22 protein-coding genes and 1 pseudogene are annotated in these 25,736 nt (G+C 71.3%); 11 read left to right on the forward strand and 12 right to left on the reverse strand.

All coding sequences use genetic code 11. The features are described 5' to 3' along the window. The first annotated feature begins 105 nt into the window (after positions 1–105). Both QF035_RS35365 and QF035_RS35370 read left to right on the forward strand, forming a co-directional pair. Positions 106–828, forward strand: coding sequence for a FadR/GntR family transcriptional regulator (locus QF035_RS35365; RefSeq protein WP_307524737.1), 723 nt, complete (start codon positions 106–108; stop codon positions 826–828). Between the two features lie 96 nt (positions 829–924). After that, positions 925–1,664 (forward strand): annotated as a pseudogene (locus QF035_RS35370) (Type 1 glutamine amidotransferase-like domain-containing protein). A 66-nt stretch (positions 1,665–1,730) separates the two neighbouring features. On the opposite strand, the gene QF035_RS35375 reads toward QF035_RS35370, so the two are convergent. Next, entirely contained in the window at positions 1,731–2,351 is a 621-nt protein-coding gene (locus QF035_RS35375) for a TetR/AcrR family transcriptional regulator (RefSeq protein ID WP_307524738.1), read from the reverse strand. A 67-nt stretch (positions 2,352–2,418) separates the two neighbouring features. Between QF035_RS35375 and QF035_RS35380 the strand changes: the two genes are divergently transcribed. Next, a complete protein-coding gene (locus QF035_RS35380) occupies positions 2,419–3,624 on the forward strand; it encodes a pyridoxamine 5'-phosphate oxidase family protein (RefSeq protein ID WP_307524740.1) in 1,206 nt (401 codons plus the stop codon). Positions 3,625–3,650: 26 nt separating this feature from the next. Here QF035_RS35380 and QF035_RS35385 read toward each other — a convergent pair whose 3' ends face one another. Further along, the gene (locus QF035_RS35385; RefSeq protein WP_307524742.1) at positions 3,651–4,757 is read right to left on the reverse strand and encodes a MerR family transcriptional regulator; all 1,107 of its coding nucleotides are present in this window, start codon (positions 4,755–4,757) and stop codon (positions 3,651–3,653) included. Between the two features lie 152 nt (positions 4,758–4,909). On the opposite strand from QF035_RS35385, the gene QF035_RS35390 reads away from it, so the two are divergent. Beyond that, on the forward strand, positions 4,910–5,794 hold the full coding sequence (locus tag QF035_RS35390) for an ATP-grasp domain-containing protein (RefSeq protein WP_373466783.1): 885 nt from the start codon (positions 4,910–4,912) through the stop codon (positions 5,792–5,794). A gap of 158 nt (positions 5,795–5,952) precedes the next feature. Here QF035_RS35390 and QF035_RS35395 read toward each other — a convergent pair whose 3' ends face one another. The 10 genes from QF035_RS35395 to QF035_RS35440 form a co-directional block, all read right to left on the reverse strand. Continuing rightward, complete coding sequence (locus QF035_RS35395; protein WP_307524744.1) at positions 5,953–6,570, reverse strand: hypothetical protein; 618 nt, start codon at positions 6,568–6,570, stop codon at positions 5,953–5,955. Beyond that, positions 6,536–7,372 (reverse strand): FkbM family methyltransferase, encoded by an 837-nt coding sequence (locus QF035_RS35400; RefSeq protein ID WP_266740126.1) that lies wholly within the window; start codon positions 7,370–7,372, stop codon positions 6,536–6,538. Before QF035_RS35400 ends, QF035_RS35395 begins: the two co-directional genes overlap by 35 nt. Next, the gene (locus QF035_RS35405; protein WP_307524746.1) at positions 7,369–7,605 is read right to left on the reverse strand and encodes a Trm112 family protein; all 237 of its coding nucleotides are present in this window, start codon (positions 7,603–7,605) and stop codon (positions 7,369–7,371) included. The genes QF035_RS35400 and QF035_RS35405 overlap by 4 nt, the downstream gene beginning before the upstream one ends. Continuing rightward, positions 7,505–8,578, reverse strand: a complete 1,074-nt coding sequence (locus QF035_RS35410) for a hypothetical protein (RefSeq protein ID WP_373466784.1) — start codon at positions 8,576–8,578, stop codon at positions 7,505–7,507. Before QF035_RS35410 ends, QF035_RS35405 begins: the two co-directional genes overlap by 101 nt. Before the next feature lie 3 nt (positions 8,579–8,581). Further along, complete coding sequence (locus QF035_RS35415; protein WP_307524748.1) at positions 8,582–9,337, reverse strand: class I SAM-dependent methyltransferase; 756 nt, start codon at positions 9,335–9,337, stop codon at positions 8,582–8,584. Continuing rightward, positions 9,334–10,656 carry a condensation protein gene (locus QF035_RS35420; RefSeq protein WP_307524749.1) on the reverse strand — a complete coding sequence of 441 codons (1,323 nt, stop codon included), beginning with the start codon at positions 10,654–10,656 and terminating at the stop codon, positions 9,334–9,336. Before QF035_RS35420 ends, QF035_RS35415 begins: the two co-directional genes overlap by 4 nt. Further along, positions 10,653–15,425, reverse strand: a complete 4,773-nt coding sequence (locus QF035_RS35425) for an alpha-(1->3)-arabinofuranosyltransferase (protein WP_307524751.1) — start codon at positions 15,423–15,425, stop codon at positions 10,653–10,655. Before QF035_RS35425 ends, QF035_RS35420 begins: the two co-directional genes overlap by 4 nt. Further along, entirely contained in the window at positions 15,422–16,210 is a 789-nt protein-coding gene (locus QF035_RS35430; protein WP_373466785.1) for a class I SAM-dependent methyltransferase, read from the reverse strand. Before QF035_RS35430 ends, QF035_RS35425 begins: the two co-directional genes overlap by 4 nt. Next, the gene (locus QF035_RS35435) at positions 16,207–17,355 is read right to left on the reverse strand and encodes a glycosyltransferase family 4 protein (RefSeq protein ID WP_307524753.1); all 1,149 of its coding nucleotides are present in this window, start codon (positions 17,353–17,355) and stop codon (positions 16,207–16,209) included. The genes QF035_RS35430 and QF035_RS35435 overlap by 4 nt, the downstream gene beginning before the upstream one ends. A gap of 487 nt (positions 17,356–17,842) precedes the next feature. Further along, entirely contained in the window at positions 17,843–18,820 is a 978-nt protein-coding gene (locus QF035_RS35440; protein WP_307524755.1) for a DUF3068 domain-containing protein, read from the reverse strand. Between the two features lie 287 nt (positions 18,821–19,107). Between QF035_RS35440 and QF035_RS35445 the strand changes: the two genes are divergently transcribed. From QF035_RS35445 to QF035_RS35475, 7 genes are all read left to right on the forward strand, one after another. Next, a complete protein-coding gene (locus tag QF035_RS35445) occupies positions 19,108–19,260 on the forward strand; it encodes a hypothetical protein (RefSeq protein ID WP_269652939.1) in 153 nt (50 codons plus the stop codon). Positions 19,261–19,262: 2 nt separating this feature from the next. Then, positions 19,263–20,504 carry a PucR family transcriptional regulator gene (locus tag QF035_RS35450; RefSeq protein WP_307524758.1) on the forward strand — a complete coding sequence of 414 codons (1,242 nt, stop codon included), beginning with the start codon at positions 19,263–19,265 and terminating at the stop codon, positions 20,502–20,504. A 186-nt stretch (positions 20,505–20,690) separates the two neighbouring features. Then, complete coding sequence (locus QF035_RS35455; protein WP_307524760.1) at positions 20,691–21,464, forward strand: IclR family transcriptional regulator; 774 nt, start codon at positions 20,691–20,693, stop codon at positions 21,462–21,464. After that, entirely contained in the window at positions 21,461–22,330 is an 870-nt protein-coding gene (locus QF035_RS35460) for an SMP-30/gluconolactonase/LRE family protein (RefSeq protein ID WP_307524762.1), read from the forward strand. The genes QF035_RS35455 and QF035_RS35460 overlap by 4 nt, the downstream gene beginning before the upstream one ends. 160 nt (positions 22,331–22,490) lie before the next feature. Beyond that, the gene (locus QF035_RS35465; protein WP_307524764.1) at positions 22,491–23,849 is read left to right on the forward strand and encodes an extracellular solute-binding protein; all 1,359 of its coding nucleotides are present in this window, start codon (positions 22,491–22,493) and stop codon (positions 23,847–23,849) included. Next, complete coding sequence (locus QF035_RS35470) at positions 23,846–24,787, forward strand: carbohydrate ABC transporter permease (protein ID WP_307524766.1); 942 nt, start codon at positions 23,846–23,848, stop codon at positions 24,785–24,787. Before QF035_RS35465 ends, QF035_RS35470 begins: the two co-directional genes overlap by 4 nt. Then, positions 24,784–25,668 carry a carbohydrate ABC transporter permease gene (locus QF035_RS35475; protein ID WP_307524768.1) on the forward strand — a complete coding sequence of 295 codons (885 nt, stop codon included), beginning with the start codon at positions 24,784–24,786 and terminating at the stop codon, positions 25,666–25,668. Before QF035_RS35470 ends, QF035_RS35475 begins: the two co-directional genes overlap by 4 nt. Positions 25,669–25,736: the final 68 nt, after the last annotated feature.

A 25,736-nucleotide genomic window follows, 5' to 3' on the forward strand; every position in this document is an offset into this window, starting at 1 on the left:
TCCACTGGGCCACTTGTCCACAGAGGCGCTGAGCCGGTCACCCCCGGTGTTACGCTGCGCCACAGGGGGACGAACCACCCGCAAGAGGTGACAAGGGGGACGGGCATGACCGACGCGCTGCGCCCGATGACGGCCAAGCCGCGCCTGTACGAGCAGGTCCTCGACCGGTTGCGCAGTTACGCGGCCGAGGGCGGTCTTGGTGCCGGCGACCGACTCCCGCCCGAGCGCGACCTGGCGGCCCGCCTCGGCGTCAGCCGCGCCTCGGTGAAGCAGGCCATCGTGGTCCTGGAGGTGCAGGGCCTGGTCGAGGTCCGCCACGGCGGCGGGACCTACCTGGTCCGCGACACCCTCGACGCCGAACCGGTCGAGCAACTCGTGGAGCGGCGCCGCCGGTTGCCGGACGTGCTCGACGCCCGCGAGGCCCTGGAGACCAAGCTCGCCGAGCTGGCCGCCGAGCGCCGCACCGACGAGGACGTCGCCGCCATGGACTCCGCCCTTGTCCACATGCGGGACGAGATCCAGGCGGGCGGACACGGAATCGAGGGCGACCGGCTCTTCCACGCGGCGGTCACGGCCGCCGCGCACAGCGGCATCCTCGCCGAGTTCATGCGCTCCATCGCCGACCAGATCACCGAGAGCCGCCACGAGTCGCTGCGCCAGCCGAGCCGTCCCACCCGTTCACTCACGCAGCACCGCGCGATCTTCGACGCGATCGTCGCCCGGCAGCCGGGCCGGGCGGCCGCCGCGATGCGCCGGCACGTACAGACGGTGGCGAGGGTACGACTGCTGGACTGGGACCCGGAGGAGAACGACGAACAGGACCTCTGACGGCCGTGGTTAGGATCCGGTGCCATGACCGCGTCCGGCACCACGCCCCATGCCTCCCCTGCATCCCATGATTCCCCCGCATCCACCGCGTCCCCTGTGAACGGGCGAGAGCCCACCATCCTCGCCACCTCCGGTGGTCACCGGGCCGGGGGCGGCCGGACCATGGTGACGTTCAACTCCCTTGTGCATCACGCCGTCGAACTGTCGGGCGCCCACGGCCGCCGCCCCCGTGTCCTGTACGTGGGTACGGCCATAGGCGACGCGGAACACTTCACGGCCCGTATGACCGAGGCCGCACGCGTGGCGGGCTTCGACCTCACGCCCCTGAACCTCTTCCCGATGCCGAATCTCGACGACGTCGAGGGCACCGTCCTCGACCAGGACGTCGTCTGGGTCATGGGCGGCTCGGTGGCGAACCTCCTCGCGGTCTGGCGGGTGCACGGCCTCGACGACATCCTCCGCCGGGCCTGGCGCTCGGGCGTCGTCCTCAGCGGTGTCAGCGCGGGCTCGATCTGCTGGTTCCGGGGCGGCACCACGGACTCCTTCGGCCCCGAACTCCGCCCGGTGACCGACGCGTTGGGCTTCCTCCCCTACGGAACGGCGTCCACTACGACACCGACGCCGGCCGCCGCCCCCTGGTCCACGAACTCGTCGCGAACGGCACGCTCCCCACCACCCACTGCACCGACGACGGAGTGGGCCTGGTCTACCGCGGCACCGAACTGGTCGAGGCGGTCACCGAAGTCCCGGGCAAGGGCGCGTACATCGTGACCCGCGACGGCGACACGGCCGTCGAGGAACGCGTCGAGCCGCGCCGACTGCCGGATGTCTCCTAGCGTTCCGCGCCCGCCTCGCCGCTGATCCCGTCCCTGATCCCGTTTCCGACCTCGCCACTGGTCTCGCTACTGATCGCCGCGCAGATAGCGGGTGACCATGGCCACCAGTTCGCTCTCGAACGTCTCGACCGGGATGGTCCGCGGGCCGGCCATGAGCATGTGCGTGTTCATCTCCACTGTGGTCACGATCAGTTCGGCCGCGGTGTCGAGGTCCCGCACGTGGACATCCGGGTGCCGGGCGAGGAGACCGCGCACCTGACCGACGCGCATCTCTCCGTGCCGTTCGATCGTGTCGAGCACTTCCTGCGAGAACGACGCCTCCTCGATCATGATCCGCAGCAGCTGTGGATCGTCGCGGTGGTTGTCGATCGCGTCGCGGACCAGCGCCCGCACCGTCGCCTCCAGGCTCCCGGGTGACAGATCGAGTTCGTCGGCCTGCGTCCACGTGCCACGGTCGATGTGCCGCACGAGCAGCTCGGCGAGGATGGCGTCCTTGTTCGGGAAGTACTGGTACAGCGAGCCGATGGAGATACGGGCGCGTTCGGCGATGCGGTTCGTGGTGCCCGCGGCGTAGCCGTACTCGGCGAAAACGTGAGCAGCGGCGGTGAGGATGCGGTCGCGGGTGAGCTCCGCGCGCACCTGGCGGGGCTTGCGACGTGGCTGAAGACGGCGGTCGGCCGACGGCATCCGGGGTCCTCCTCAGGGCGCGAAAAGCGAGTAGCCAAAGAGCTGAGATATTGCTCACAATAGTGCCATGACCTGGGAAAACAAGGCCACGTCCGATGTGCGGGAGAACCGGCTGAGCGCCCTGCGCCGGCTGACGACGGTGGACGATGTCGAGACGACCGTCGGCCGCCCGGCGTCGGCGGTCATGCTCAAGCAGATCGGCGCCCTCGACGAGGGCTGCCGGACCGTCCTCGCCCGGTGTCCGGTCGCGGCCTTCGGCTACCGCGACGCCGACGGCACCAGCAGGACGACCTTCATCGGCGGCACGCCGGGGTTCGCACGCGTCCACTCGCCCACCCGGATCTCGTTCTCCCTGCCCGAGCCCGGCGACCCGCACGGTCCGGTCTCGTTCTTCTTCCTCCTGCCGGGCGTCGGGGAGATCCTGCGCGTCAACGGTTCGGTGGCCGCGAGGAAGGGCGCGGAGACGACCGTCGACATCGCGGAGGCGTACGTGCACTGCGCACAGGCCGTCCTCCGGTCCCGCCTGTGGCAGCCGCCCGCCCCGGCCGAGTCGGCCACCGGGTTCGCCGGTGACGGACCCCTGCACCGGCCCGGCGTCGCCGAGTTCCTGGCCGCGGCGCCCTTCCTCGCGCTGTCCACCTGGGACTCGTCCGGCAGGAGCGACACGAGCCCGCGCGGGGACCGGCAGGAGGTGGCGCGGATCCTGGACGGCCGCACGCTCGTCATCCCGGACCGTAAGGGCAACAAGCGCGCCGACACGCTCCACAACCTGCTGAAGGACGACCGGCTTTCGTTCGCCGCGCTCGTCCCGGGGCGCACCGGTGTGCTGCACGTCCGCGGCCGCGGCGCGATCACCGACGATCCCGCGCTGCTGGAGACGATGGCGCTGCGCGGGATGCCCCCGCACCTGGCGCTGCTCATCGACGTCGAGCACGCCGAGGTGACCGGCAACGACGCCGTGGCGCGCTCGCGGCTGTGGACCCCCGGCGCGCACGTGGACCGTGGCACGGTGCCGGACCTGATGGCGCTGGCGGGAGAACACCTCGCCGCCGGCTCGGCCGCCGCCGAGGGCGGGCCACCCGCGTTCCTGCTGAAGGCCCTCGGGGCGATCCCGGGGCTGCCCCGCTTGCTGCGGCTGGTGATGAACCGTGCCTACCGCTCCGGGCTGCGGAAGGAGGGCTACGAGGACGTCGAACCCGGCGCGGACGGGCGGCGCCGTGGCTTCTTCCCGCGCCGACGCCCTGCCGACGACGGAGGAACCGCGGAACAGTGATCGCCTGCTGAGACCCCGTGAGGAACCTAATGGGATTCAGCGTTCACGAGGTCGGCCACCACACAACTCACGTTGTCCGGGCCGCCGGAGTCGTTCGCCGCCCTGACGAGGGCCTGGGCGGCCTCGTCCGGTCCGGGGGCCGCCGCGAGCGTGTCCCTGATGGTGGCTTCGGGCACGACGGCCGACAGCCCGTCCGAGCACAGCAGATAGCGGTCGCCGACGAGGGCGTCGTGCAGCCGTACGTCGAGGTCCGGGGCGGGCCCGCTGCCCGTCAGCGCCTTGAGGAGCAGGGCGCGCTGGGGATGGGCGGTGGCCTCCTCCGGGGTCAGACGGCCTTCGTCGAGCATCGACTGGACCATCGTGTGGTCGTGGGTGATCCGGAAGAGGCCGCCGTCACGGAGGAGATAGGCGCGGGAGTCGCCGATGTGGACCAGGGCCAGTTGGGAGCCCGTCCACACCATCGCGGTGAGGGTGGTGCCGATCTCGTTCGTCGGGCCCGCCACCTCCTGGACGGCCCGGGTGGCGCCCTGGACCGCGTCCTCCAGGAGGTTGAGGACGCTCCCGGCGGGGAGCGGCTCGCTGTCGAGGAACTTCAGGGCCTCGACGGCCGCGCTGCTCGCGGGCGCGCCCCCGGACCCGAAGCCGTCGGCGACGGCCAGGACGCGGGTGCCCGCGTAGGCGGTGTCCTGGTTGGCGGGGCGTACGCGGCCGGTGTCGGACAGGGCGGAGTAGCGGAGTTCCAGCATCGTGGTGTCCTTACTCGGATTGCCCGGGTCACCCGGCTTACCTGGGTTTCCCGGGACGGTTCGTGACAGGTGGTCGACGAGGAAGGCGGCCAGGTCACGGCGTGTCGCCGTCTCCGACTCGGTCCGCGCCCAGAACGCACGGATCTCCCGCGCCGCTGCCGCCGGTTCCAACGCGCAGACCTCGCGGATCCCGGCCAGCGGCATGCCCAGCCGCCGCAGCCACGCCACCAGGCGTGCCTGCTCCAACTGCTCTGGCGCGTAGTAGCGGTACCCGGTCTCCGGGTCCACTCGCGCGGGGCGCAGCAGCTCCAGCTCGTCGTACAGCCGAAGTGCTTTCGGCGACAGCCTGGACGCCCTCGCGAACGCCCCGATCGTCAGCATCTCCATGCGCGCACCCCCATGAGCAGCCGTTCCTCGTCTCGCCACCGATGCTGTGGCCTCCCCAAAGGTGAAGGTCAAGCGGCCTGATCCGGTTCCCGATCCGGTTGTTAGTCTGCGAGCGGGATCACCGGAGCCGACGTACCCATGAGGAGCCCGCCGTGGCACGCACCGCCGCCCGCATCGCACTCGTCACCTGCCGGGAGGTAGCGGAGTCGGGGTACGACCGTGACCTGCCCGTTCTCGCGGACGCGGTGGAGCGGGCCGGGGCGGACGCCGTCGTCGTGTGCTGGGACGACCCCGAGGTCGAGTGGGACGGCTTCGACCTCGCCGTCATCCGCTCCACCTGGGACTACAGCTGGCGGGCGGCCGAGTTCGTGGCGTGGGCCGAGCGGTGCGGGGCGCTGACGGCACTGGCGAACCCCGCGGCCGTCGTCCGCTGGAACACCGACAAGCGGTATCTCGGCGACCTCGCCGCCGCAGGCGTGCCCGTCGTCGACACCCGGTACCTCGCCCCCGGCGACCCGGCCGACCTGCCCGCCGACCGCGAGTACGTCGTCAAGCCCACCTCGGGGGCGGGGGCCCGGAACGCCGCCCGCTACACGCCCGAGGACCACGAGAGGGCCGTACGGCACCTGGAGTGGATGCACGCGGAAGGGCTGACCGCGATGGTGCAGCCGTACATGCGGAGCATCGACACGGCGGGCGAACGGGCGCTGCTGTTCTACGGCGGGCGCTTCCTGCATGCCATCCGCAAGGGCGCCGTCCTGGAACCCGGCACCGCCTACGACGCGGACAAGGTCCCGCACCCGAACCTGACGCCGTGGGAGCCGACGGCCGCCGAACTCGCCGTCGCCGAACGGGCGTTGGCCGCCGTCCCGGACGCCCTCGAACTGCTCTACGCCCGCGTGGACCTGGTGGACGGCGACGACGGGGCACCCCGCGTCATGGAGCTGGAACTCGTCGAGCCCAATCTGTTCCTCTTCCTGCACGAGGCCTCGGTACCGGTCGTCGCCGAGGCCATCGTCAAGGCCGCCATCCGCTGAGGGGCCCGCCGCCGCAGGCCAGCAGCTGTGGGCCCACGCTTGTGGGCCAACCGCTGTAGGCCCACAGCCGCAGGCCAACACCTGTAGACCCACAGCCGCAGCCCAACAGCGGTAGGCCCACGCCTGTAGGCCTACAGCCGCTGGCCAGTTCCTCTACGTCAGCCGCGCGCCCCCGTGACCGCCATCCGCTGCAGCAACCCGTACGTGAACTCCGCCACGCAGTCGTGCGGTACGCCCGACGCGTCCGGTGCCGTGAACGCCAGCCCCCACCGCGTCGGAGCCGACCCCTCCAGCGGCCGGACGGGCGCGAAGGCGCGGGCCGCCTCGTCGACCGCGCAGGACCACGGGGTCAGGTCCTCCAGGGTGCGCAGCTCGGGGGAGGGGGCGCCCGGCGCGCGGACCAGCCACTCGTTCCAGGCCGCGCCGTTCGGTGCCACCAGCACCTCGAAGCGGAGGTCCGGCCAGAGGGGGACCGGCCACAGGAGCGCCTCGCAGGACAGGTCGCCGATCTGCCGGGGCGTGACCGACTCCGGTTCGCCGAGGATCGAGCGGTAGCGCGAGACGGTTCCCCGGCCCCGCGGCACATGCCGCATCGCCTGCCAACGGCGGTTGGCCTCGCGCATGTCCGCGATCGAGACGCCCAGCGCGTGGCGGGCGTCCTCCACGAGGTCCGGGTTGTGGTCGGCCATGCGGCGCAGCAGGACCAGCTGGAAGTCGAGCGGGGTGAACGGGCCGGCGGGCCTATCGGGTCGCTTGGCGGGAGGCATGCGTCCCATCGTGGCGTACGTGTCCCGCGCGGTGCGCGTCGCCCGGGGTGCGGCCCGTCGGGAGGAAGAGCACCGAGTTCACGTACCGGACGTACCCCGGGCTCCGGAAGGCCAGCACCCGCCGCAGCAGGCCCTGGGAGACCACGTGCGAGGCGTGGGCCTGGTGGGACTCCAGGTCGAAGGAGGCGAGGGGGAGCCAGGTGTCGTCGGGCAGGACCCAGCCCTTGTAGCCGCGCTCGGTGAGGAACGACACGACGGGCCTGATGGGCTGGATGCGGGCCTCCAGTTCGATGAACAGGGCCGGGCGGTCACGGGTGAGGAGGGTGGTCGCCCCGCGCAGCACCGCCAGTTCGTTGCCGTCCACGTCGATCTTGACGAAGCCGACGTCGTGGAGGTTCAGACTGTCGAGGGTGAGACAGGGGACGTCCAGGGCGCGGGCGTGGATGTCCCGCCGGACGAGTGAGGAGACACCCCGGTCGCCCTGGTCGCCGGACGGCAGCCACAGCCGGGCCGTGCCCCGGCGGTCGCTCGCGGCGGCCCGGACCACCCGGACGTTCCCGGGCGTCGCGGCGGTCAGCAGCCGGGCCAGATGCGGGACGGGCTCGACCGTCACCACGCGGTGCGCCCGCTGCGACAGACGGCGCGTCCAGGGGCCGTACCAGCCGCCGACGTCCACCGCCGTGCCGCAGCCGGGCGGGCAGAGATCGCCGAGCCGGGCCAGTTCGGGCTCGAAGCGCGGATAGACGAACCGGGCGGCGGCGGCGACCAGCCGCACCGGCACGAAGGGGGCCAGACGGGCTGCCAGGGTCATGGGGTCAACATCCGTTTCAAGAGGGCCTCGTGTTCGTCGTCCGTCACCTGCTCGCCGGAGGACGGGAGGAGCTGCGGGATGCCGTCCACGATCGGATAGCGGCGGCGCAGACGCGGGTTGTAGAGAGCGTCCTCAGTACTCTCCGGACCCTCCGTCTCCTTTTCGAGGAGATGCAGCGGCCCCTTGTCCAGCGGGCACGCCAGTATCTTCAGCAACGGGTCGTCGGGGTTCATCAGTGGTCAACTCCCTTGTGGGGGGCGGGGGTTGTGGCTCTTCCGGTGGATCGTGCTGTGATGGTGGATCGTGCTGTGATGGTGGACCGGGCTGCGCCGGCGGGTCGTGCTTGGGCATCGCCAGGAGTACGGACACCGCCAGCGCCGTACCGCCGATGCGCAGCGCCAGCCGCAGTGGATCCTCGGGCAGTGCCTCGCCGAACGCGAGCGTGCCGAGCACCGCGGTGAACAGGCAGGTCACCGTCGTGCAGACCGGCACGATCAGCGAGGCCCGGCAGCGCTGGAGGGCGGCCTGCGACATCACCAGGCCGAATGCGCCGGTGAACAGCAGGAGATAGGGGTACGGGGAGCGGAGCAGATCGACCACCGCACCGCCGAGGCCGCTTGAGGTGAGGTAGCTCGACACGCCCTTGATGGCCAGCGAGCTGACCCCGTACAACAGGCCCACCGCCACGCCGTACTCGACGCCCGTGGTCGGCATGCGGTGCCGGTGGCGGGCGCGGCGCTCGGCGGACGCGTACAGCCAGACGCCCATCGCGAGCGACGGTACGCAGACGAGCAGGATCAGCGGGGCGGGAGCGCTGCGGCTGACCGTGTCGGAGCCCTCCTTGAGGGACAGGACCACCATGAGCAGCGCGACGAGGATCGCCCCGATCGCGTACCGCTCGCGGCCCGAGGTCTCCTCGCCGAGCAGCACCGAGGAGAGCAGGACGAGGATCACCAGGCCGGAGACGAAGATGCCCTGCGCGGCGGCGATCGGCAGCGTGCGGTAGACGACGAGCTGCGCGCCGAAGCCGGACGCCAGGGCGAGGGAGCCGCCGATCCACAGCGGACTGCCGAGGACCAGCCGCAGCAGCCGGGCGGGCTGCCGGACGGTCACCTCGGGCATCGCCGCCAACGCCCGTTTCTCCAGCACGAATCCGGTGCTGTAGAGCAGGTTCGCCAGCAGGGCCGCGGCCACCCCCCACCACATGGCCTACGTCCTTCGCGCGTGCAGGAGCAGGATCGAGGACATCGACGGCACGGCACACGCCAGCCGGTCCAGGGGGCGCATGGGCCGGGGCACGCCGTGGAAGGGCGCGCCCTTCAGCCGTACGACCTCGAAGCCCGACGCGGCCACGAACTCCCGCAGCGCGCGGGCCGTGTAGAGCCGCAGATGGCCCACGACCTCCTTGCCGGGGCGGCCGTGGATGGCGCGCAGGCTCACCTCGGAGAAGACGGGCTGGACACCGGCGAGCAGCAGGGCGCGGTTGTACCAGGCGGCCAGGTTCGGTGTGGAGAGCATGAGATGGCCTCCCGGGCGGAGGATCCGGCGGATCTCGTCGAGCGCCGCGTCCGGGTCCACGAGGTGTTCGACGACCTCGCTGAACAGGACGGCGTCGGCGGAGGCGGACCTGAACGGCAGCCCGCCGTCGGTGAGTTCGCCGCGTACGGCGTACGGCAGGTGGGCGTGGGCGCGTCTGAGGGCGTCCTGGGACCAGTCGACGCCGACGATGCGATGGCCGGCCAGGAGCGGCGCCGCCGTCGCGGCCGCGGAGCCGTCGCCGCAGCCGATGTCGATGACCGTCCGCGCACCGGACGTGGCCGGGCCGAGCGCGGCCGCCAGCATCCGGGCCTGGCGCAGACTGCGGGGCGCGCCGGAGGCGACCGGCACGGCCGGGTCCTCGTAGAAGTCCCGCAGCCCGTGCGGAGGTTGGCCGCCGGACGGCCGGCGGGGCGGAGCCGTGGTCATGGGGCACTCTCCGTGGCGTGTTCCGTCGCGTGCAGGTAGTGCTCGAAGAGGTCGCGGAGATGGGAGCCGTCGCCGTGGCTGAGGAGCCTGCGGGACCAGCGGAACGCCACGTGCAGCCGGCCCGCGGTGGACGCGGTCGTGACGGTGAGACCGCGCGGCATCCGGGCCGGCGCCGAGAACCACACCGCGTGCGCGCGCCCCGCCCCCTCGCCGAAGTCGAGGGCGTACGGAATGCGGCCGATGTTGCTCAGCAGCGTGGTCGACGTCCAGGGCCCGGCGGCCCTCCGCAGCCCCCGGGTGAACGCGGCCCGCCACGTCACCGGTACCACCGGTGCCGTCAACAGGGCTGCCCCGTGCCCGAGTTGGGGCCGCGGCAGCGCCTTGAGCGCACGGGTGCGGTCCGCCGTGCGCCGCAGCAGGCCCGCCATGTCCGAGGCGTCCAACTCCTCGGGCGCGAAGGGGACTTCGACGAGCCGCGTGCCGTTGCCGATCGGCATGTCCGTGTCGCGCGTGCGGTCGTCCACCGGCATCGTGATGCGCAACGGGCGCGGCCGGGCGCCGTGTTCACGGTTCCAGTGGGTGATCATCAGGGCGGTGGCCACCATGAGCTGGTCGTTCACGGTGTACGGGGAGCCCTTGGGCCGGCGCGGGACGCCGAACTCGGCGACGAGCATGCCGTTGCCGGGCGAGGGCTCGGGCGCGCCGTGTGCCACCCGCGCGGGCGGGGCCCAGCTGGAGGGCGCGTCGATGGCGCCCGGCACCTCGGCCGTCGTACGGGTCGGGGGCGCCGCGGGGGAGTTGTCCCGGCCGCCGTACAGCTCGGCGGCGGTGGCGAGGACCCGCAGACAGGCCGGGCCGTCGAGGGCGGTGTGGTTGATGGTGACGAAGAGGACCGTGTCGTCGGCCTCCGGATCGAGGACGACCTCCAGGCGTATCGGCGGCGAGGCCGACAGCGGCGGGGCGTCCTGGAGCGCCCGGTCGCGGGCGTGCTTCAGGGCGTCCCGGTCCGGCGGCGGGAACAGCACGACCTCCACGTCCGCGTCCGGGGTGAGCTCCCACTCGTACCGCCGCCCGTACCAGGGGCGCCGCGCCTCGCGCATCAGGATGCGGGGATGGCGGTGCAGGGCCCCGGTGAACGCCCTCCGCAGCCGGTCCGGGTCGAGACGGCCCGGCAGATGCACCTCGATGTGGACGGTCTCCGGTTCCTCCTCCTGGAGGCAGTGCCGGGCGACCTCGTCCACGACGGGGAACGGGATCCGGGCGGGCGGCTTTATGGGGCCGTCCGTGCCGTCGCGTGCCGGGTGGTCCAGGGTGGTCATGTGTGTTCGCCTTCCCCCGTCTCCTCGGGTCGTGCCGGCCTGGCATCCTCGGGGTCCGCGGGCCTCGCCCCTCCGGGCCGTTCCGGCCTCGGCTCCTCCGGTGGTGTCGCCCTGAACTTCGGCTTCCGGAAGCCGAACCGGGTGGTGGGCGGGTCGGGCTCCGGCTGCGCGGACCCCGGCCCGCGGGCGGAGATCGTCGGACCGGACGCCACGGTGGGGGCGGGCGGGGTCTCGGCCTCTCCGGGCGCGGGCCCGGCCCCTTGCTCCGGTGCGGTGCCGGGGGTCGGTGACGTGCCCGGGGCCGTAGGCGCTCCGGACGAACTGGCCGCTCCGGACGAGCCAGCCGCCCCTGCCGCCCCGGACACTCCAGGCATCCCGTGGTGTGCCTCGGGCGCCGGGGACGGTTCGGACGCGCCCGGCCCCGCGCTCTCACCCCGCCGCCGCTGCGGCAGCGGCTCGGTCGGCGCCTCCGTGCCCGGCGCCGGTGGTGGCAGCGCGCTGGCCCTGGGGGCGCCGGGATACCCCGGAGCGGCGGGAGTGCCTGCGCCGGGAGGAGCGCTGGGGGGAGTGCCGGGAGCACCGGGATACCCGTGGGCGCCGGAAGCCCCGAAGGCCTGACCTCCGCCGGGACCGCCGGGACCCCGGGTCCCGTACGAGGCCTCCCCCACCGACACCAACCCGGCGAACAGCCCGATCAGCGCCAGCAGTTGGGCCGTGGGCCCGAATGCCCCCGCGCCCTCGGAGACCGGCTCCCCGGCCCCGGTCGCGGCGGTGATCCCGGCCCCCGCGAGCGCGAGGAACGCGATGGGCACCAGCAGGGCGTGCCGCCGCCACGCGAGCAGCGCCAGCAGAGGCACCAGCAGCGCGAAGAATCCGGCGATCACGATCCCGACCAGCGTGAGCGCGACCGTACCCAGGATCAGACCGGGCGGCGGCGGTACCGGCGAGGGCTCGTCCGTGTTGGGCGAGTTCCGCCGGTACAGCACGAGCCCCGCGAGCAGGAGCACGGCGACACCGCCGCCGATCAGCCCGGCCTCGTACAGCGTGGACGGCTCGTACGAGAGCTCGACCGTGCCGCCCGCACCCGCCGGGACCCGCCAGCCCTGCTGCCAGCCGTCGAGCCGCACCGGGTCGAGCTTCTTGCCGTTGAGCGTGGCCTTCCAGCCGTCGTTGAAGTTCTCGTACGTCGTCAGGTACGAGGCCGCGCCCGAGCCGACGCTCACCTCGCGGCGGTCGCCGAGCCAGTCCCGTATGCCGAGTTCACGGTCGAGCGCGGTGGGCGTGGTGGGCGTGCCGCGCGTCAGCGTGACGTCGGTGACGGCGAGCGGTCCCGCGTCGCCCGCCTCGACCCGGTGCGAGCCCGAGCCGAGGGACAACTCCGGATCGGTGCGCCCCTCCTGGCAGAGCGTCAGCTCGATGGGCCGCCGCTCGACGAGGTCCTGAACCGTGCCCTTCGCGCTGGTCTCGTACAGCTCGTCGTCGACGGCGAGCGTCGGGCCCTCGCCGCAGGGGACGTCGAAGGTGCGGTCGGACCGGGGCTGCGGGGTGCGGTACTGGTCCAGGGCCGGGATGTACGCCTCGGTGAGGCCGACCGGCAGTTGCAGGTCCTCGTCGGCGAGCGGGTTGTGGACGGTCATCGGGGCCGTCTCGGTGATGGTGATGTCGAGCCGGTCCGTGGTGATCGGATCGAAGCGGACGACACCGTTCTCGTCGACACCCGCGATCGTCGAGCCGTCCGGCGAGCTGATGTTGACCTCCGTCGGCCGGGTGGAGAGACCGCCCGCCGGAGCCAGCACGATCTCGCCCACGGCCTGCTTGTCCGGCCAGCGCAGATGGATGGTCGGGTTGTCCCCGGCGATCCAGGCCGTGGACAGGCTGCCGTCGGTGAGGTTGCGCGGCGAGAGCCCGGTGCCGAGCAGGGCCGTCGAGTCGGCGGTCGCCGTGATCCGGTTCCGCTGCTCGGGCGCGACCTTGTACAGCAGCGCGTCGAGCTCGTCGCTCGGCACGGGGACCGCGCTCGCCTTCACCTCGTACGTGCCCGCCGACTCCGAGGTCCAGCGGCGGTGCAGCCCGGCCTCCGTGCCCGTCGGCGAGAAGCCGCCCGGGTCGGTGGCGCGGTGCAGCGAGACGACCTCGGCGGCCGCGTCGGTGCGCTCGGCGTCCGTCGGGAGCCGCAGCATGCGGGTCACCTGGACGTCGGGAATGGTGATCTCGGAGAAGCCCGCGCCGGACAGGTCGGAGTGCCGGGCCGCCGAGTCGACGATGGTGACCTTCAGCCAACTGGTCGCCCCTTCAGGGGCCTTGATGCGCTGGCGCATGCCGTTGGCCTGGAGGGTGCTCGTCTCGGAGCCGCGCTCCGTCTCCACGCGCACCCGGGTCGGCGCCGACCGCACGCTGTCCTGCGGCAGCGGGGTGACCCGGATCGAGTCGGGGATCTCCGTCTCGTCCGTGAAGCCGATCCGCAGCCACTCCCCGTCCGCCGAACCCGCCGCGCCCTCGGCCCAGGCGGTGTTCGGATTTCCGTCGAAGGCGTTCACCGGGTCGTACTGCGGCAGATAGAACATCCAGTTCCCGCTCGACGACGCGGACACCGAGCGCGCGCCGCGCAGTTCGGCCACCGTCTGGTGCCCGATGCCCTCGGTCGGCAGGATCTGGTGCGGCTTCTCACCGGCGTCCTGGAAGCTGCCGGAGTGATTGCGTTCGTTGCGGGTGTACGTGTACGAGGTGTTGGCGTTGACCAGGCCGAACCGTGTGTCGGCGCGCCGCAGTCCGTCGCCCACCACCTGCAACTCGGGCGCGCCGAGGCCGGGATGGTTGTCGCCGGTCAGTACGGCGGCCCGGTCCCGCATGGTCGGGTCGGCGGACAGCGGCAGCAGCGCCTCGGGCCCGCCGGAGACGACGGTCGTGTCGGCGACCGCCTTCAGCCCGGCCTGCCCGGGCCGCGGCACGTCCGCGCTCGCCGGCTCGTAGATCTCGACGGCCCGCTGCCGCGGGTACAGCCCCTCTATCTGTATGGGGGTGTTCTCCGCGATACGCCCGCCCGTCATCACCGGACCGAGGCCGGTCACCCGCCGGTAGCCCGACTCCTCCAGGGTGCGCTTGACGGTCGTGGTCGGTACGTAGCCGAGCTGGTCGGGGTCGAGATCGTTGCGCACGACGACGTAGTAGAGGCCGGCCCGGCTCAAGTAGTCGGCCAGGCCCGGGACTTCGCCGCCCGTCAGCAGGGACTGCTCGACCGCGTCCATCGCGCGCCGGTTGCCCGCGGTGCCGAACGGCACGTAGTCCCGCTGGGCCCAGCGGGATTCGGCGAGCACGTCGAGCGGCTGGTCGATGGGCGAGCCCCAGGTGTAGATGCCGTGCGCGGTGGCGGGCACGACGAGGGCACGGGAGTCCGGCGAGTACTTCTCCAGCCAGTCGGCCGTGGACTGCCAGTACTTGGGAAGCTGCTGGAACGAACCCGGCTGCAGGATCGACCCGTTGAGGTAGGGCCAGGCGAGACCGGGGAGGATCAGGATTGCCGCGACGAGGGTCACGTAGCGGCGGCCGCGGACCGGACGGGCGCCCCGTGTCCGGGAGGCGACGCCGACCAGGTGCATCAGCCCGAAGACGAGGGCGAGGGCCAGTCCGGTCTGGAACTTGTAGATGTTCCGGAAGGGCACGAGGCCGCCGTCCAGCCAGTCCTGGACGACCCCATGGAAGGGCGCGCCGAACGAACCGCCGTACCCGGCAAGGGTGATGAGCGCGACCGACAGCACGGTCAGGACCAGCCAGCGCCGCTCGGGCAGGTCGCGGCGGGCCAGTCCGGCGAGACCGAGCCCGGCCGCGAGTGCCGACGAGACGATCACGACCACCGAGGCCGCGACGGTCCAGCCGGCCGGCAGCCAGGCCTCGCCGAAGTGCAGATACGCGACCCAGTTCCCTGCCCCGCGCAGGGCCTCAGTGGCCGCCATGGTGTCCGTCGTGGTCTGCGAACTCTCCACGTACGGAAGGAAGTTCTCGCCGTAGATGCCCAGCATGAGGAGGGGGACCACCCACCATGCGGTTGCCAGGAGCACGCCCGGCACCCACCAGGCGATCAGCTTGCGCTGTCGGGGGCCGCGCGGGCGGGAGAGGAGGTAGAGCCCGACTGGCAGCAGGGAGGCCAGGGTCGAGGCCGCGTTGACGCCGCCCATGAAGGGGATGACCAGCGCCGAGCGGAGTGCGGCGACTCGGGCGCTGTGGCGCTCGTTCGTCAGCGGCAGCAGCACCCATGGAAGGAAGGCGCCGGGGAGTGCGGCGGCGGAGGTCGAGCCGACGACGATCGTGAACACCGGCCACAGCGCGTACGCGACCGCGCCGAGGAGCCGGGACGCGTTGCTGCCGATGTCCAGCCGTTCGGCGAGCCGCAGCGCACCCCAGAAGGCGACCGCCACGATCAGCGACATCCACAGCCGCTCGGCCAGCCACACCGGCAGGTTGATCAGCTCGCACAGGCCGTAGTACGGCAGCATCGGGAAGGCGTAGCCGACGTACTGGTCCGCTATGCCGCCGAAGCCGCCCCGGTCGTGCCACAACTGGCCCAGGTCGGACAGGAACTGCCACGGGTCGAGCGCGACGCCGAGCTTCGTGTCGAAGGTCTGCCGGCCCGGGTCCACGGCCAGGAACAGCACGAACACCACGGCCCAGAACCCCAGCAGCCACCGCCGCGACCGCGGGCCCCGGGCGGGGCCGGGGTCGGGGGCGAGCGGACGGGTGCGCGCCGGGGGAGGGGCCTGGACCGTGCTGGTCATGGATACCGCCGGAGAATGAGGAGGAGGTTCCAGGTGGCGAACTCGCGCAGCCCCGGCGCTTTCACGACGGCCTGGGCGAGGAACGGCCAGTAGCGGGAGCGCGCCGAGACGACCGTGACGTCGTCCCGGGCGCGCACCTGCCGCAGGGTGGATCCGATGTGTATGGCGAAGAGGTTCTCACCGAGGGTGTGCTTGGCGGGTCTGCCGGTACGACGGCTGTAGCGGGCGCGGGCCCGCTCGGCGCCCAGGTAGTGCAAGGGCGCCCACTCGTGACCGCCCCACGGGGACAGCCAGTTGGTGAACGACACGTAGATCAGGCCGCCGGGTTTCGTCACCCGCACCATCTCGCTGAGGAAGGTCTGCGGGTCCGCCACGTGCTCCAGGACGTTGGAGGAGAAGCAGACGTCTGCCACCGCGTCGGCGAGCGGCAGCAGGTAGCCGTCGGCGACCACCGCGCCCTGCGGTGGTTTCGGTCCGAGTTCCCGCATGTCCGGCTCGAAGAGATAGCCCTGCGCGCCGCGCCGCCGGAACTCGTCCGTGAAGTAGCCGCCCCCGCCGCCTATGTCCACGACTGTCCGGCCCTTCACGGGGCCGTCGTACGCCTCCACCTGGTTCGCCGCGTCGCGTGCGAGCAGTGAGTAGCAGGCCTCGGGGTCGGCCTGCTCGTGGCGGAATGCGCGGAAGAGGGCCAGGGAGCGGCGTAGGGATGGGTCCTTGAAGCCTGTGTTTGGGGCTGTGTTTGGGGATGGGGCTGGGTTTGTGTTTTTCCCCCCGGCAGGCGTCATGGCCAGTTCCTCACCGCCTCCGTCGCCACCGCTCTGAACTGGCGGACCGTGCGGTGCCAGCGGAACTGGGTGGCGCGGTCGCCGGCCGCCTTGCCCATGAGCGTGCGACGGTGGGTGGACAGGGCGAGGGTGCACCAGGCCGCCGCGAACGAGGACTCGCCGCGGGCCAGCAGGCCCGTCTCGCCGTCCACGATCGAGTCGCGCAGACCGGGCACGTCGAAGGCGATGGCCGGGGTCTCGCGGGCCGCCGCCTCCGTCACCACCAGGCCCCAGCCCTCGACCGCCGACGGGTGCAGCAGCAGCCAGGCCGCGCAGAGCAGCCGGTGCTTCTCCGTCTCGGAGACATGGCCCCTGAACTCGACGCCCGGGCCCGCGAGTTGTTCGAGCTTCTCCCGTTCAGGGCCGTCGCCCACTATGACCAGTCGGCCGCCGGTGACCGGGCGGACCCGTTCCCACAGCCGGAGCAGGAGATCTATCCGCTTGTACTCGACCAGTCGGCCCATCGCCAGGAACAGCGGTTCCGGTGAGCGTTCGGTGGGCGGGCCCGGCTCCTCGACGCCGTTGTGCACGACCCGGATGCGCTCGCGCTCGACCCCGATCGCGCGCAGCGCGTGTGCCGTCGACGGGGAGACGGCGACCAGCAGGTTGTGGCGCTGCGCGCCGGCGAGGGCCCAGTGTTCGAGTCTTCGGCCGAGCCGGGCGGCGGGCGCCAGCGGTCCGTTGAACCGCATCCGCCACAGGTCGGTGTGCACGTGGTTGACCAGGCAGAGGGTCGGGCCGCGGTGCCACAGGGGGGCCAGGTACGGCATGCCGTTGCAGACCTCGACGAGCAGGTCGCAGTCGCCGATCTGGCGCTGGAACGCCGATCTGGCGCGCAGGTAGTGGCCCAGGTCGCCGCCCGCCGACACGACACGGTAGTCGCGGTACGCGGCGGGGCCGCCGCACAACAGGGTGACCTGGTGGCCGAGGTGGGTCAGGCCCTCGGCGAGTCTGTCGACGAGGAGTTCGGAGCCGCCCGCGGCTTCGTTGCCGAAGTCACGACGGGCGAGGAAAACGATTCGGCGCGGCTGTGGGGGGAGCGCCGGGGGTCGCTGCGCGGAGCGGGGGAAGGCGGCGCGCAACGACGAAGGCACGTGCTGGGGCATGTGTGCTCCAACTCGTCTCGGGGTGCGGAACCAGCGTGAGGGTGGGGTGGGGGGTGAGGTGGGGCTCGGTGGGGTGGAGTGGAGTGGGGTGTGGTGGGGTGTGGTGGGGTGTGGTGGGGCTCGGTGGTGGTCTCCCGGTGCGGGTTGGTTGTGGCTTGCGGTCCGGTGCGGATCGGTTTTTTCGCGGTGCGTTGTGGTACGCGGGCCGTGCCGGTACGTCGAGCCCGCCGCACTCCGGGTGTACGGCTGTCGGTTTCGAAGGTGCTCCTCTTTTGGAGGAGCCCTACGCGGCGGGCTTCGACGTACCGGCACGGCCCGCTCCCGTTGTGTTGCGACTGCGGGGCTGATCTGTGCTGGTGATGCGGGCCGGCTGTGATGGGGATGTGGGCGGGCTGTGTTCGGGTGGGGTGGATAGTTTTCGCCCGCTGGTTCGATGCGGCTACTCACCGAAGTGATAATTTCGGGGCTTTATCCAGCTGACGTCTCATCACATTGTGAGCGGCTGCTGGGAGCTCTCGGACGTTTCGGGATGCGGACGCCCTCGTACCACCAAAACGACCCCCACAAGTGCCAGCAGGAAGCCCGCCACACCGGCACCCAGGGGCAACGTCTGCCCCACCATGCGCAGTTGGCTGCTGTCCGTGTCGGCCAGGTCGACCTGTTCCTTCTGGGTCTTGGGTGTGAAGGCGATTCGCTTGCTGTCGAGCAGTACCACGGCGTCCTTGTCGCCGCCGGGGGCCCGGAGCGTCTTGCGGGGGCCGATCGCCGCGTAGATGATCCGGCCCGTGCGCTGGTCGGCCACGAGCTCGATGCCGTGGTTGGCGTACCACTCCTCGGCGAGCACCTGACCGGCGTCCTTCTCGCCGACGATCGTGCCCGGCACCAGCCGGGTTCCGGTCTTGGTGGCGCGCACGGTTCCGGTGAAGCGGAGACCCTCGTACCCCTGGATCTTCTTCGTGCCCTTGTACGCCAGCGTGACGGTCGAGCCGAGCGTGCTGTCCCACCAGATGTAGGAGCGTTTCTGCACGTCGAAGGGGAACTTCAGGTAGGCCTCGCCCTCGTAGTACGGCTCCTCGTCGCAGCAGTGGACCGGCTTGTTCGTCTTGCGGTCGGTGACCCAGCGCTCCATGGTCCACTGCAGCGAGTCGTGGGGGTCGGCGGCGGGCAGCGACTTGGCGGTGTCCACGGAGGTGGACACGTCCCAGACGGCCCGGCCGCTCTTCTCGCTGTCGGCGACATCGCCGCGGACCTGTCGGGTGATGGTGATCTTCTTGTCGCGGACGGTTTCGATCTCGTCCGTGTCGAAATAGCTGCCCGTACCGGTGAAGACCGTCTTCGAGTCGATGTCGACGGGCGTGCGTTGAGCACGTGGCTCGACGTACCAGGCGAGCAGGGGGGCCAGGACGAGCAGGAACACGCCCAGACCCAGGACGACCAGTGAAAAGGGAGTGGTTGTACGGCGCATCCGGGCACTCCAGGGGCTCGTGGTGACACGGCACGGGCTGTGCCGGCACGGTGGGAGAGGGTGCACGTGCGGTATGGGGCGGGAACCGTAGGCGCACCCTTGACGAAGTGTCAATGCGTTGTCGAGACTGGGGCTCGCCGGACGGGACCGGTGAAGGTGGGGATGTCCCGTGCCCCGAAGGGGTGCGGGGAACTGCGCGATCGGCCATGAACGGCCCGCAGATTTCGGATGGCGCTCCCAGTGGAGCGCTTGGGTGGGACGACCTCCGACAGAGAGGCTGACCCGCGATGCCCAGACTGCTAGCCGCCTTGTTGACCGTGGCGGCCGCCGCCGCACTAGCCGTGGGCGCCGCCCTCGGTATCGTCGCGCTGCTCGACGCGACCCCGGAACAGCCGAACACGCCGCTCATCACCTATGAGACGGCCGGCCAGGAGCGCTGACCATGGCCCTACGCCGGGGACCTGTCACCGTGCGCTCGGCCTGGCACGACGTGCCGCGCCTCCAGGTGCGCCAGTTCGCGGCGCTCGCCATGGCCGAGGCGCCCATACTCGCCGAGGAGATCCTTCAGGAAATACGTCATGAATATCCCCATCTGCCCGTCGTGCTCGACGACTCCGGCGAGCCGATGGCGCTGGTCGGGATCCGGCGGGCCATCGAGGTGTTCGTCCAGCACCTGGAGACCGCGGAGGGCCGCCCGCGCGTCCATCCCGAGGTCTTCCAGGAGTTCGGCCGCGGCGAGGGCCTGCACGGCCGCAGCCTCGATTCGCTCCAGGCGATCTACCGGCTCGGTGTACGGCTCGCCTGGCGCCGTTTCGCCGAGATCGGGACGCGCGTGGAGATCCCGCCGCCCGCGATGTACGAGCTGGTCGACGCCGGTTACGAGTATCTGGACGGGCTGGTCGACCAGTCCGTACGCGGATACGCCGAGGCCGCTGCCCGGCAGGCCGGCGAACGCCTGCGTCTGCAACGGCGGTTGATGGAACTGCTGCTCGCCGAGCACCACCGGGGCGATCCGGCCGAGGCGCTCTCGGAGCGGGCCGCGCGCATCGGCTGGCCGCTGCCGGACAAGGTCGCGGTGGGTGTGCTGCTGCGGCCCGCCCGCGAGGCCGTTGCCCCTGCTGTCGGACAGGGCGTGCTGCTCGACATGGAGTACGAGCAGCCCCGGATGGTCGTGCCCGAGCCGGACGCCGCCGGGCGCCCCGAGCTGCTGCACCGGGCGCTCACGGGGTGGGCCGGCGCGATCGGCCCGCCCGTTCCGCTGGCCGACGCGGCGAAGTCGCTGCGCTGGGCCGAGGCGGCGGTACGGCTCATGGAGCGCGGGCTGCTGCCGCCGGGTGAGGTGCTGTACTGCACCGAGCACACGGAGGCGCTGGTCCTGCTGCAGCCCGAGGAACTGATCGACGACCTGGCGCTGCGGTGTCTGGAGCCGCTCGCCCACTGCGGGCCCACGCACGGGCGGCGGCTCGCTGAGACCCTGCTGGCGTGGCTGGAGACGCGGGGCGGGGCTCCCGAGGTGGCCGCGCGTCTTGGGGTCCATCCGCAGACCGTGCGGTATCGCCTTCGGCAGATCAGGGAGCTGTGGGGCGACGAGGTCGATGATCCGGATCGGCGGTTCGAGCTGGAGTTGGTGCTGCGCGCTCAGCGGCTTCGGGGGGAACTGGGTGATCCTCGCGCCCGGCGTTGAGTGACTTCCTTTCCCGCCCGCCCGTTCACTGCGTGCCCTCGGGTGGTCGTTCGACCCGCCCCCACCCGTAACCGCTCGCCCACCCATTGTCGCAAGGCCATTGCCCGGCCGTAATCGGTATGAGTAGCCTGTGTTCGCTATGCCGATCGTCTGTTGAAATTTCGAACACAAGGGAGGGGGCCAGTTGTGGGACGCCTCGTACCTGCCGTAACCAGGGCTCTCGACATACTCGAGCTTTTCCTCGACGGAGACGGCACGCTCTCCGCCCCCGACATCGTGCGCAAGCTCCAGTTGCCGCGCACCACGGTGCATGAGCTGGTGACGACACTTGCCGCCCGTTCGTACATCACGCCCGTACCGGGTCAGCCGGGACGTTACCGGCTCGGGGTGCGCCCGTACCAGCTCGGCAGCCGTTATTCCGAGCAGCTCGACCTCGCCGCCGAGGGGCAGCAGGTCGCCCGGTCCGTCGCGGAGACCTGTGACGAGACCGTGCACGTGGCGATCCTGGAGGGCACGGACGTCATCTACATCGCCAAGGTCGACTCCACGCACGCCGTGCGCATGGTGTCCGCCGCGGGCCGCAGGCTGCCCGCCCACTGCACCTCCGTGGGCAAGATGCTGCTCGCCTCGCTCTCCGAGCCCGAGCTGACCTCGCGGATCCCCGACGACGCCGACCTGGTCCGGATGACGCCGAACAGCATCACCGAGCCGGCCGCCCTGCGCGAGGCCCTCACCGAGATCCGCGCCCGCGGCATCGCGGTGGAGAGCCGCGAGTCGAACCCCGACGTCAGCTGTGTCGCCGCGCCGGTGCGCGACCGTACGGGCCAGGTCGTGTCCGCGCTCTCCATCTCCGTACCGATGATCCGCTGGAGCGACGAGCGCCGCGCCGAGCTGGAGCAGCTCGCCGTGAAGGGCGCCGCCGAGCTGTCGGAGCGGCTCGGGTACCGGAGCGTGGGATGACGTACGCATTCGAGGTGGCCGTCCAGGCGGAGGCGGCCCTCGGCGAAGGACCCACCTGGGACGCTGATGCCCAGCGGCTCATCTGGATCGACATCCTCGGCTCCCGGGTGCATATGTACGACCCGGTGTCCGGCCGAAGTGTGGTCATGGTGACCGAGCAGCATGTGGGGGCGGCGAAGCCGCGCGTGGGGGGTGGGCTGGTCGTCAACCTCCGTGACGGCGTGGGGCTTTACGGTCCCGGCGGGGGGTCCTCCAGCGGTCCGGGCGACTTTCGGTGGTTGTGGCGGGAGGTCGTTCCCGGCCGTCGCGCCAACGACGCGGCGGTCGCGCCCGACGGTGCCCTGTGGGCGGGCACCATGCGCTACGACGAGGCGCCGGGCGGCGGAACCCTTTCCCGTATCGCCCCGGACGGCACGGTCGAGACGGTCCTCGACGACGTGGCGGTGAGCAACGGCACGGGCTGGAGCCCCGACGGCCGCCTCATGTACTACATCGACTCGCCGACCCGCCGGATCGACGTCTTCGACTTCGACGGCCGACGGGTCACCGGCAGGCGTGAGCTGGCGGTTGTCGAGGAGGGCGACGGGTTCCCCGACGGCCTCACCGTCGACGCCGACGGCTGCGTCTGGGTCGCCCTGTGGGACGGCGGCGCGGTCCGCCGGTACACCCCGGACGGGAAGCTGGACCGTGTCGTCGAGCTGCCGGTGCCGCGCCCCACGGCCTGCACGTTCGGCGGCGCCGACCTGACCGATCTGTACATCACGACAGCCCGTACGGGTCTGGAGGCGCCGCATCCGCTCGCCGGCTCGGTGCTCGTCGTCCCGGGCGCGGGCAAGGGCCTGCCCCAGCCCGCGTTCGCCGGCTGACCTCGCGGCCGACGTTCCGCAAGCCCAACCGAAGCCCCCGTCCGATCGCCGGACGGGGGCCGCTGTTTTTGCGCGAACCATTGACTAGTAAGCGCTTCCTATCTACGGTCCCGTTCGAAGTTGCGAGCATCCATCGAAATCTCGAACAGTTAGGCAAGGTATGGGACGACCTGGCCTGAATCGCAGGCAGATCCTGGCGGGACTGAGCGGGCTGACGGTCGCGGGCAGCCTCGGGTTCGCCGCACTCGGCACCGGGGCGGACGCGCTCGCCTCCGGTGCGGACACCCGCGTCCGCTACTGGAACCTCTTCAGCGGCGGCGACGGGTACAACATGATCGCGATGCTGGACGCCTTCCGTAAGGCGAACCCCGGCATCGACGTGAAGGACTCCACCCTCCAGTGGGGGAGCCCCTTCTACACCAAGCTGGCCATGGCGGCGGCGGGCAGCCGCGCACCCGACCTCGGCGTCATGCACCTGGGCCGGGTCCCCGGCTTCTCCCCGGGCCGGCTCCTGGACCCCTGGGACGCCGGCCTGCTGGCCAAGTACGGCGTGCGGGAGGCGGACTTCAACCCCGAGCTGTGGAAGCGAGCCGTCATCGACGGCACGCTGTACGCCCTCCCGCTCGACATCCACGTACAACTCTGCTTCTACCGCAAGGACGTGCTGAAGAAGGCGGGCCTGCTCGGCGACGACGGCCGCATCGTGCCGGTCACCTCCGTCGACGAATGGTTCGACGTGCTCAAGGAGGCCAAGAAGGCCACCAGGAAGGGCCTGCAGACCATCGGCATGTGGTCCAGCGACCAGAACTTCCAGTGGTGGTTCTTCGTCGCCTTCTACACCCAGCTCGGCGGCACCTGGTTCGACGACGCCAACGGCGAGGTCACCTTCGACACCGACAAGGCCACCCAGGTACTGGAGTTCCTGCGCCGGCACATCACCGACGGGTACGTCGACCCGGGCTTCGCGGGCGGCGCGGGCGCCGAACAGTTCGTCAACGGCGGCCCCTTCGTCTGGGAGGGCAACTGGTCGGTGCCCGTCTTCGACAGCGCGAAGCTCGACTACGGTGCCACCCCGCTGCCGCCCGTCTTCGGCAGGCCGGCCACCCACGCCGAGTCGCACTCGTTCGTGCTGCCGCACCAGTCCGACCGCGGCGGAGCCGCCAACGAGGCCGCGCACCAGCTCGCCGCCCACATCGTCCGGCACGCCCAGCAGTGGGCGGGCGGCGGCCACATCCCCGCCTACACGCCCACCCTGTCCACGGACGCCTACGAGAAGCTGAACCCGCAGAGCGAGTACGTCTCGGCGATGGACCACCAGGCCACCGAGCCGAAGGTGTGGTTCGCCGGGTCCACCGGCATCCTGGCCCAGCGCGTCGGCCCGGTCGTCGTCTCCTCGACGATGGGCTCCGCCAAGCCGGACACCGCCGCCCGCCGGATGAGGAGCACGCTCACCGAACTGCTCGCCATGAAGAACCCCATGGACGGCCAAACCGCCGCGCAGGGAGGTGCGGTCGCATGACGGCGACCAGTGCACAGACCGTCATCGCTCCGACGCGCGCGAGGACCGCCGCGGCCGGCGCCACCGTCCGCCGCAGGCAGGGCTTCCAGCACGGCGCCTGGTTCGTCGCCCCGTTCCTCGTCCTGTTCGCGCTGTTCGTGATCTGGCCGCTGTTGCGCGGCCTCTACCTCAGCTTCACGGACGCCAACATCTCCGGCGACGCCACGAGCTTCATCGGCCTCGACAACTACCGCGAGGCCCTGGACGACCCGCTGGTGTGGGAATCGCTGGGCCACAGCGCGTACTTCACGCTCCTGGTCGTGCCCTGCATCACGGTCCTCGCCTTCCTCCTCGCGATGCTGGCCCACCACATCGAACGCGTCACATGGCTGTGGCGGCTGTGCTTCTTCGCTCCGTTCCTGCTGCCGTCCACCGTCGCCGCCAACCTGTGGCAGTGGCTGTTCAACCCCGGCACCGGGATGATCAACCACGTCTTCGGCATCGAGACGGCGTGGCTGACCGACAAGTCGTACGCCATGCTCGCCGTCGTCGTCTGCACCCTGTGGTGGACGGTCGGCTTCAGCTTCCTGCTCTACCTCGCCGCCCTCCAGGGCATCCCCGCGCACCTCTACGAGGCAGCCAAGCTGGACGGCGCGAACGCCTGGCACCGCATGGTCCACATCACCCTGCCGATGCTGCGGAACATCACCGGCCTCGTCGTCGCCCTGCAGATCCTCGCCTCGCTCCAGGTCTTCGACCAGGCCGTGGTGATGATGGACTTCCTGCCCGGACCCGAGGGATCCACCAGGACGTTCGTGCAGTACACCCTCGAAGAGGGCTTCACCAGCTACCGCGTCGGCTACGCCTCGGCGATCTCCATCATCTTCTTCGTGATCATCGCGGCCGTCGCCCTCGCCCGGATGTGGCTGCTGCGCAACCGTGAGGAGGGCGGCCGATGAGCACCGCCGCACAGATTCGCGTCAAGACGCGCAAGACGACCGGCAAGGCGCCCCGTAAGCCCTGGACGGCCAGCCAGATCGTGCTCACCCTCCTCGGCGCCGCCGTCTCCGCGGTGTTCCTCGCGCCGCTCGCCTGGGCGCTGTTCACCTCGCTCAAGTCGGAGACCGAGGCCGTCGAGGTGCCGACGCACTGGCTTCCGAAGGACTGGACGACCCAGGCATGGTCGGCGATCTTCGAGACCGGCAACATCACCAACTGGTTCGTGAACTCGCTGGTGGTCTCGGTGTGCGTGACAGCCGTGGTGCTGAGCGTCAGCGCACTCGCCGGATACGGCTTCGCCCGCACGGAGTTCCGCGGCAAGAACGCCCTTCTGGGCCTGGTCATGACCGGCCTGATGGTCTCGCCCGCGGTCCTCGGTGTCCCCCTCTTCACCACGGTCCAGCAGATGGGGATGGTCGACACCTACTGGGGCATGATCCTGCCGCAGTGCGCGCCCGCCGCGATGGTCTACATCCTCTACAAGTTCTTCCAGGGCATCCCGCGCGAACTGGAGGAGGCCGCCTTCATCGACGGCGCGGGCCGCTGGAGGGTCTTCTTCACCATCGTGCTCCCGCTCTCCCGCCCCTCCCTCGCCGCGGTCGGCATCTTCACCTTCATCGCGTCCTGGAACAACTTCCTGTGGCCCTACATGGTGACCAACAACCCCGACCTGATGACCATGCCGAACGGCATCGCGACCGTCATGAACTCCTACGGCATCCAGTGGGCCCAGCTCATGGCCGGCGGCCTCATGGCGGGCCTGCCCCTGATCATCGTCTTCGTCTTCTTCCAACGCCAGATAGTCACCGGCATCGCCCACACGGGCCTCGCGGGCCAGTGAACTCCCTTACATATCCCTCCAGTTGAGTCGCCCGAGCTGGAAAGTCCCGGTCGGTCCCTCGCTTTTAG

This window comes from Streptomyces umbrinus, from assembly GCF_030817415.1.
GTDB lineage: Bacteria > Actinomycetota > Actinomycetes > Streptomycetales > Streptomycetaceae > Streptomyces > Streptomyces umbrinus_A.

What these genes read in the sequence shown, in the direction of transcription:
- QF035_RS35365 (WP_307524737.1), top strand. Translation starts at nt 106, where the DNA reads ATGACCGACGCGCTGCGCCCGATGACGGCCAAGCCGCGCCTGTACGAG.
- QF035_RS35375 (WP_307524738.1), bottom strand. Translation starts at nt 2,351, where the DNA reads ATGCCGTCGGCCGACCGCCGTCTTCAGCCACGTCGCAAGCCCCGCCAG.
- QF035_RS35380 (WP_307524740.1), top strand. Translation starts at nt 2,419, where the DNA reads ATGACCTGGGAAAACAAGGCCACGTCCGATGTGCGGGAGAACCGGCTG.
- QF035_RS35385 (WP_307524742.1), bottom strand. Translation starts at nt 4,757, where the DNA reads ATGGAGATGCTGACGATCGGGGCGTTCGCGAGGGCGTCCAGGCTGTCG.
- QF035_RS35395 (WP_307524744.1), bottom strand. Translation starts at nt 6,570, where the DNA reads ATGGGACGCATGCCTCCCGCCAAGCGACCCGATAGGCCCGCCGGCCCG.
- QF035_RS35400 (WP_266740126.1), bottom strand. Translation starts at nt 7,372, where the DNA reads ATGACCCTGGCAGCCCGTCTGGCCCCCTTCGTGCCGGTGCGGCTGGTC.
- QF035_RS35405 (WP_307524746.1), bottom strand. Translation starts at nt 7,605, where the DNA reads ATGAACCCCGACGACCCGTTGCTGAAGATACTGGCGTGCCCGCTGGAC.
- QF035_RS35410 (WP_373466784.1), bottom strand. Translation starts at nt 8,578, where the DNA reads ATGTGGTGGGGGGTGGCCGCGGCCCTGCTGGCGAACCTGCTCTACAGC.
- QF035_RS35415 (WP_307524748.1), bottom strand. Translation starts at nt 9,337, where the DNA reads ATGACCACGGCTCCGCCCCGCCGGCCGTCCGGCGGCCAACCTCCGCAC.
- QF035_RS35420 (WP_307524749.1), bottom strand. Translation starts at nt 10,656, where the DNA reads ATGACCACCCTGGACCACCCGGCACGCGACGGCACGGACGGCCCCATA.
- QF035_RS35425 (WP_307524751.1), bottom strand. Translation starts at nt 15,425, where the DNA reads ATGACCAGCACGGTCCAGGCCCCTCCCCCGGCGCGCACCCGTCCGCTC.
- QF035_RS35430 (WP_373466785.1), bottom strand. Translation starts at nt 16,210, where the DNA reads ATGACGCCTGCCGGGGGGAAAAACACAAACCCAGCCCCATCCCCAAAC.
- QF035_RS35435 (WP_307524753.1), bottom strand. Translation starts at nt 17,355, where the DNA reads ATGCCCCAGCACGTGCCTTCGTCGTTGCGCGCCGCCTTCCCCCGCTCC.
- QF035_RS35440 (WP_307524755.1), bottom strand. Translation starts at nt 18,820, where the DNA reads ATGCGCCGTACAACCACTCCCTTTTCACTGGTCGTCCTGGGTCTGGGC.
- QF035_RS35445 (WP_269652939.1), top strand. Translation starts at nt 19,108, where the DNA reads ATGCCCAGACTGCTAGCCGCCTTGTTGACCGTGGCGGCCGCCGCCGCA.
- QF035_RS35450 (WP_307524758.1), top strand. Translation starts at nt 19,263, where the DNA reads ATGGCCCTACGCCGGGGACCTGTCACCGTGCGCTCGGCCTGGCACGAC.
- QF035_RS35460 (WP_307524762.1), top strand. Translation starts at nt 21,461, where the DNA reads ATGACGTACGCATTCGAGGTGGCCGTCCAGGCGGAGGCGGCCCTCGGC.
- QF035_RS35465 (WP_307524764.1), top strand. Translation starts at nt 22,491, where the DNA reads ATGGGACGACCTGGCCTGAATCGCAGGCAGATCCTGGCGGGACTGAGC.
- QF035_RS35470 (WP_307524766.1), top strand. Translation starts at nt 23,846, where the DNA reads ATGACGGCGACCAGTGCACAGACCGTCATCGCTCCGACGCGCGCGAGG.
- QF035_RS35475 (WP_307524768.1), top strand. Translation starts at nt 24,784, where the DNA reads ATGAGCACCGCCGCACAGATTCGCGTCAAGACGCGCAAGACGACCGGC.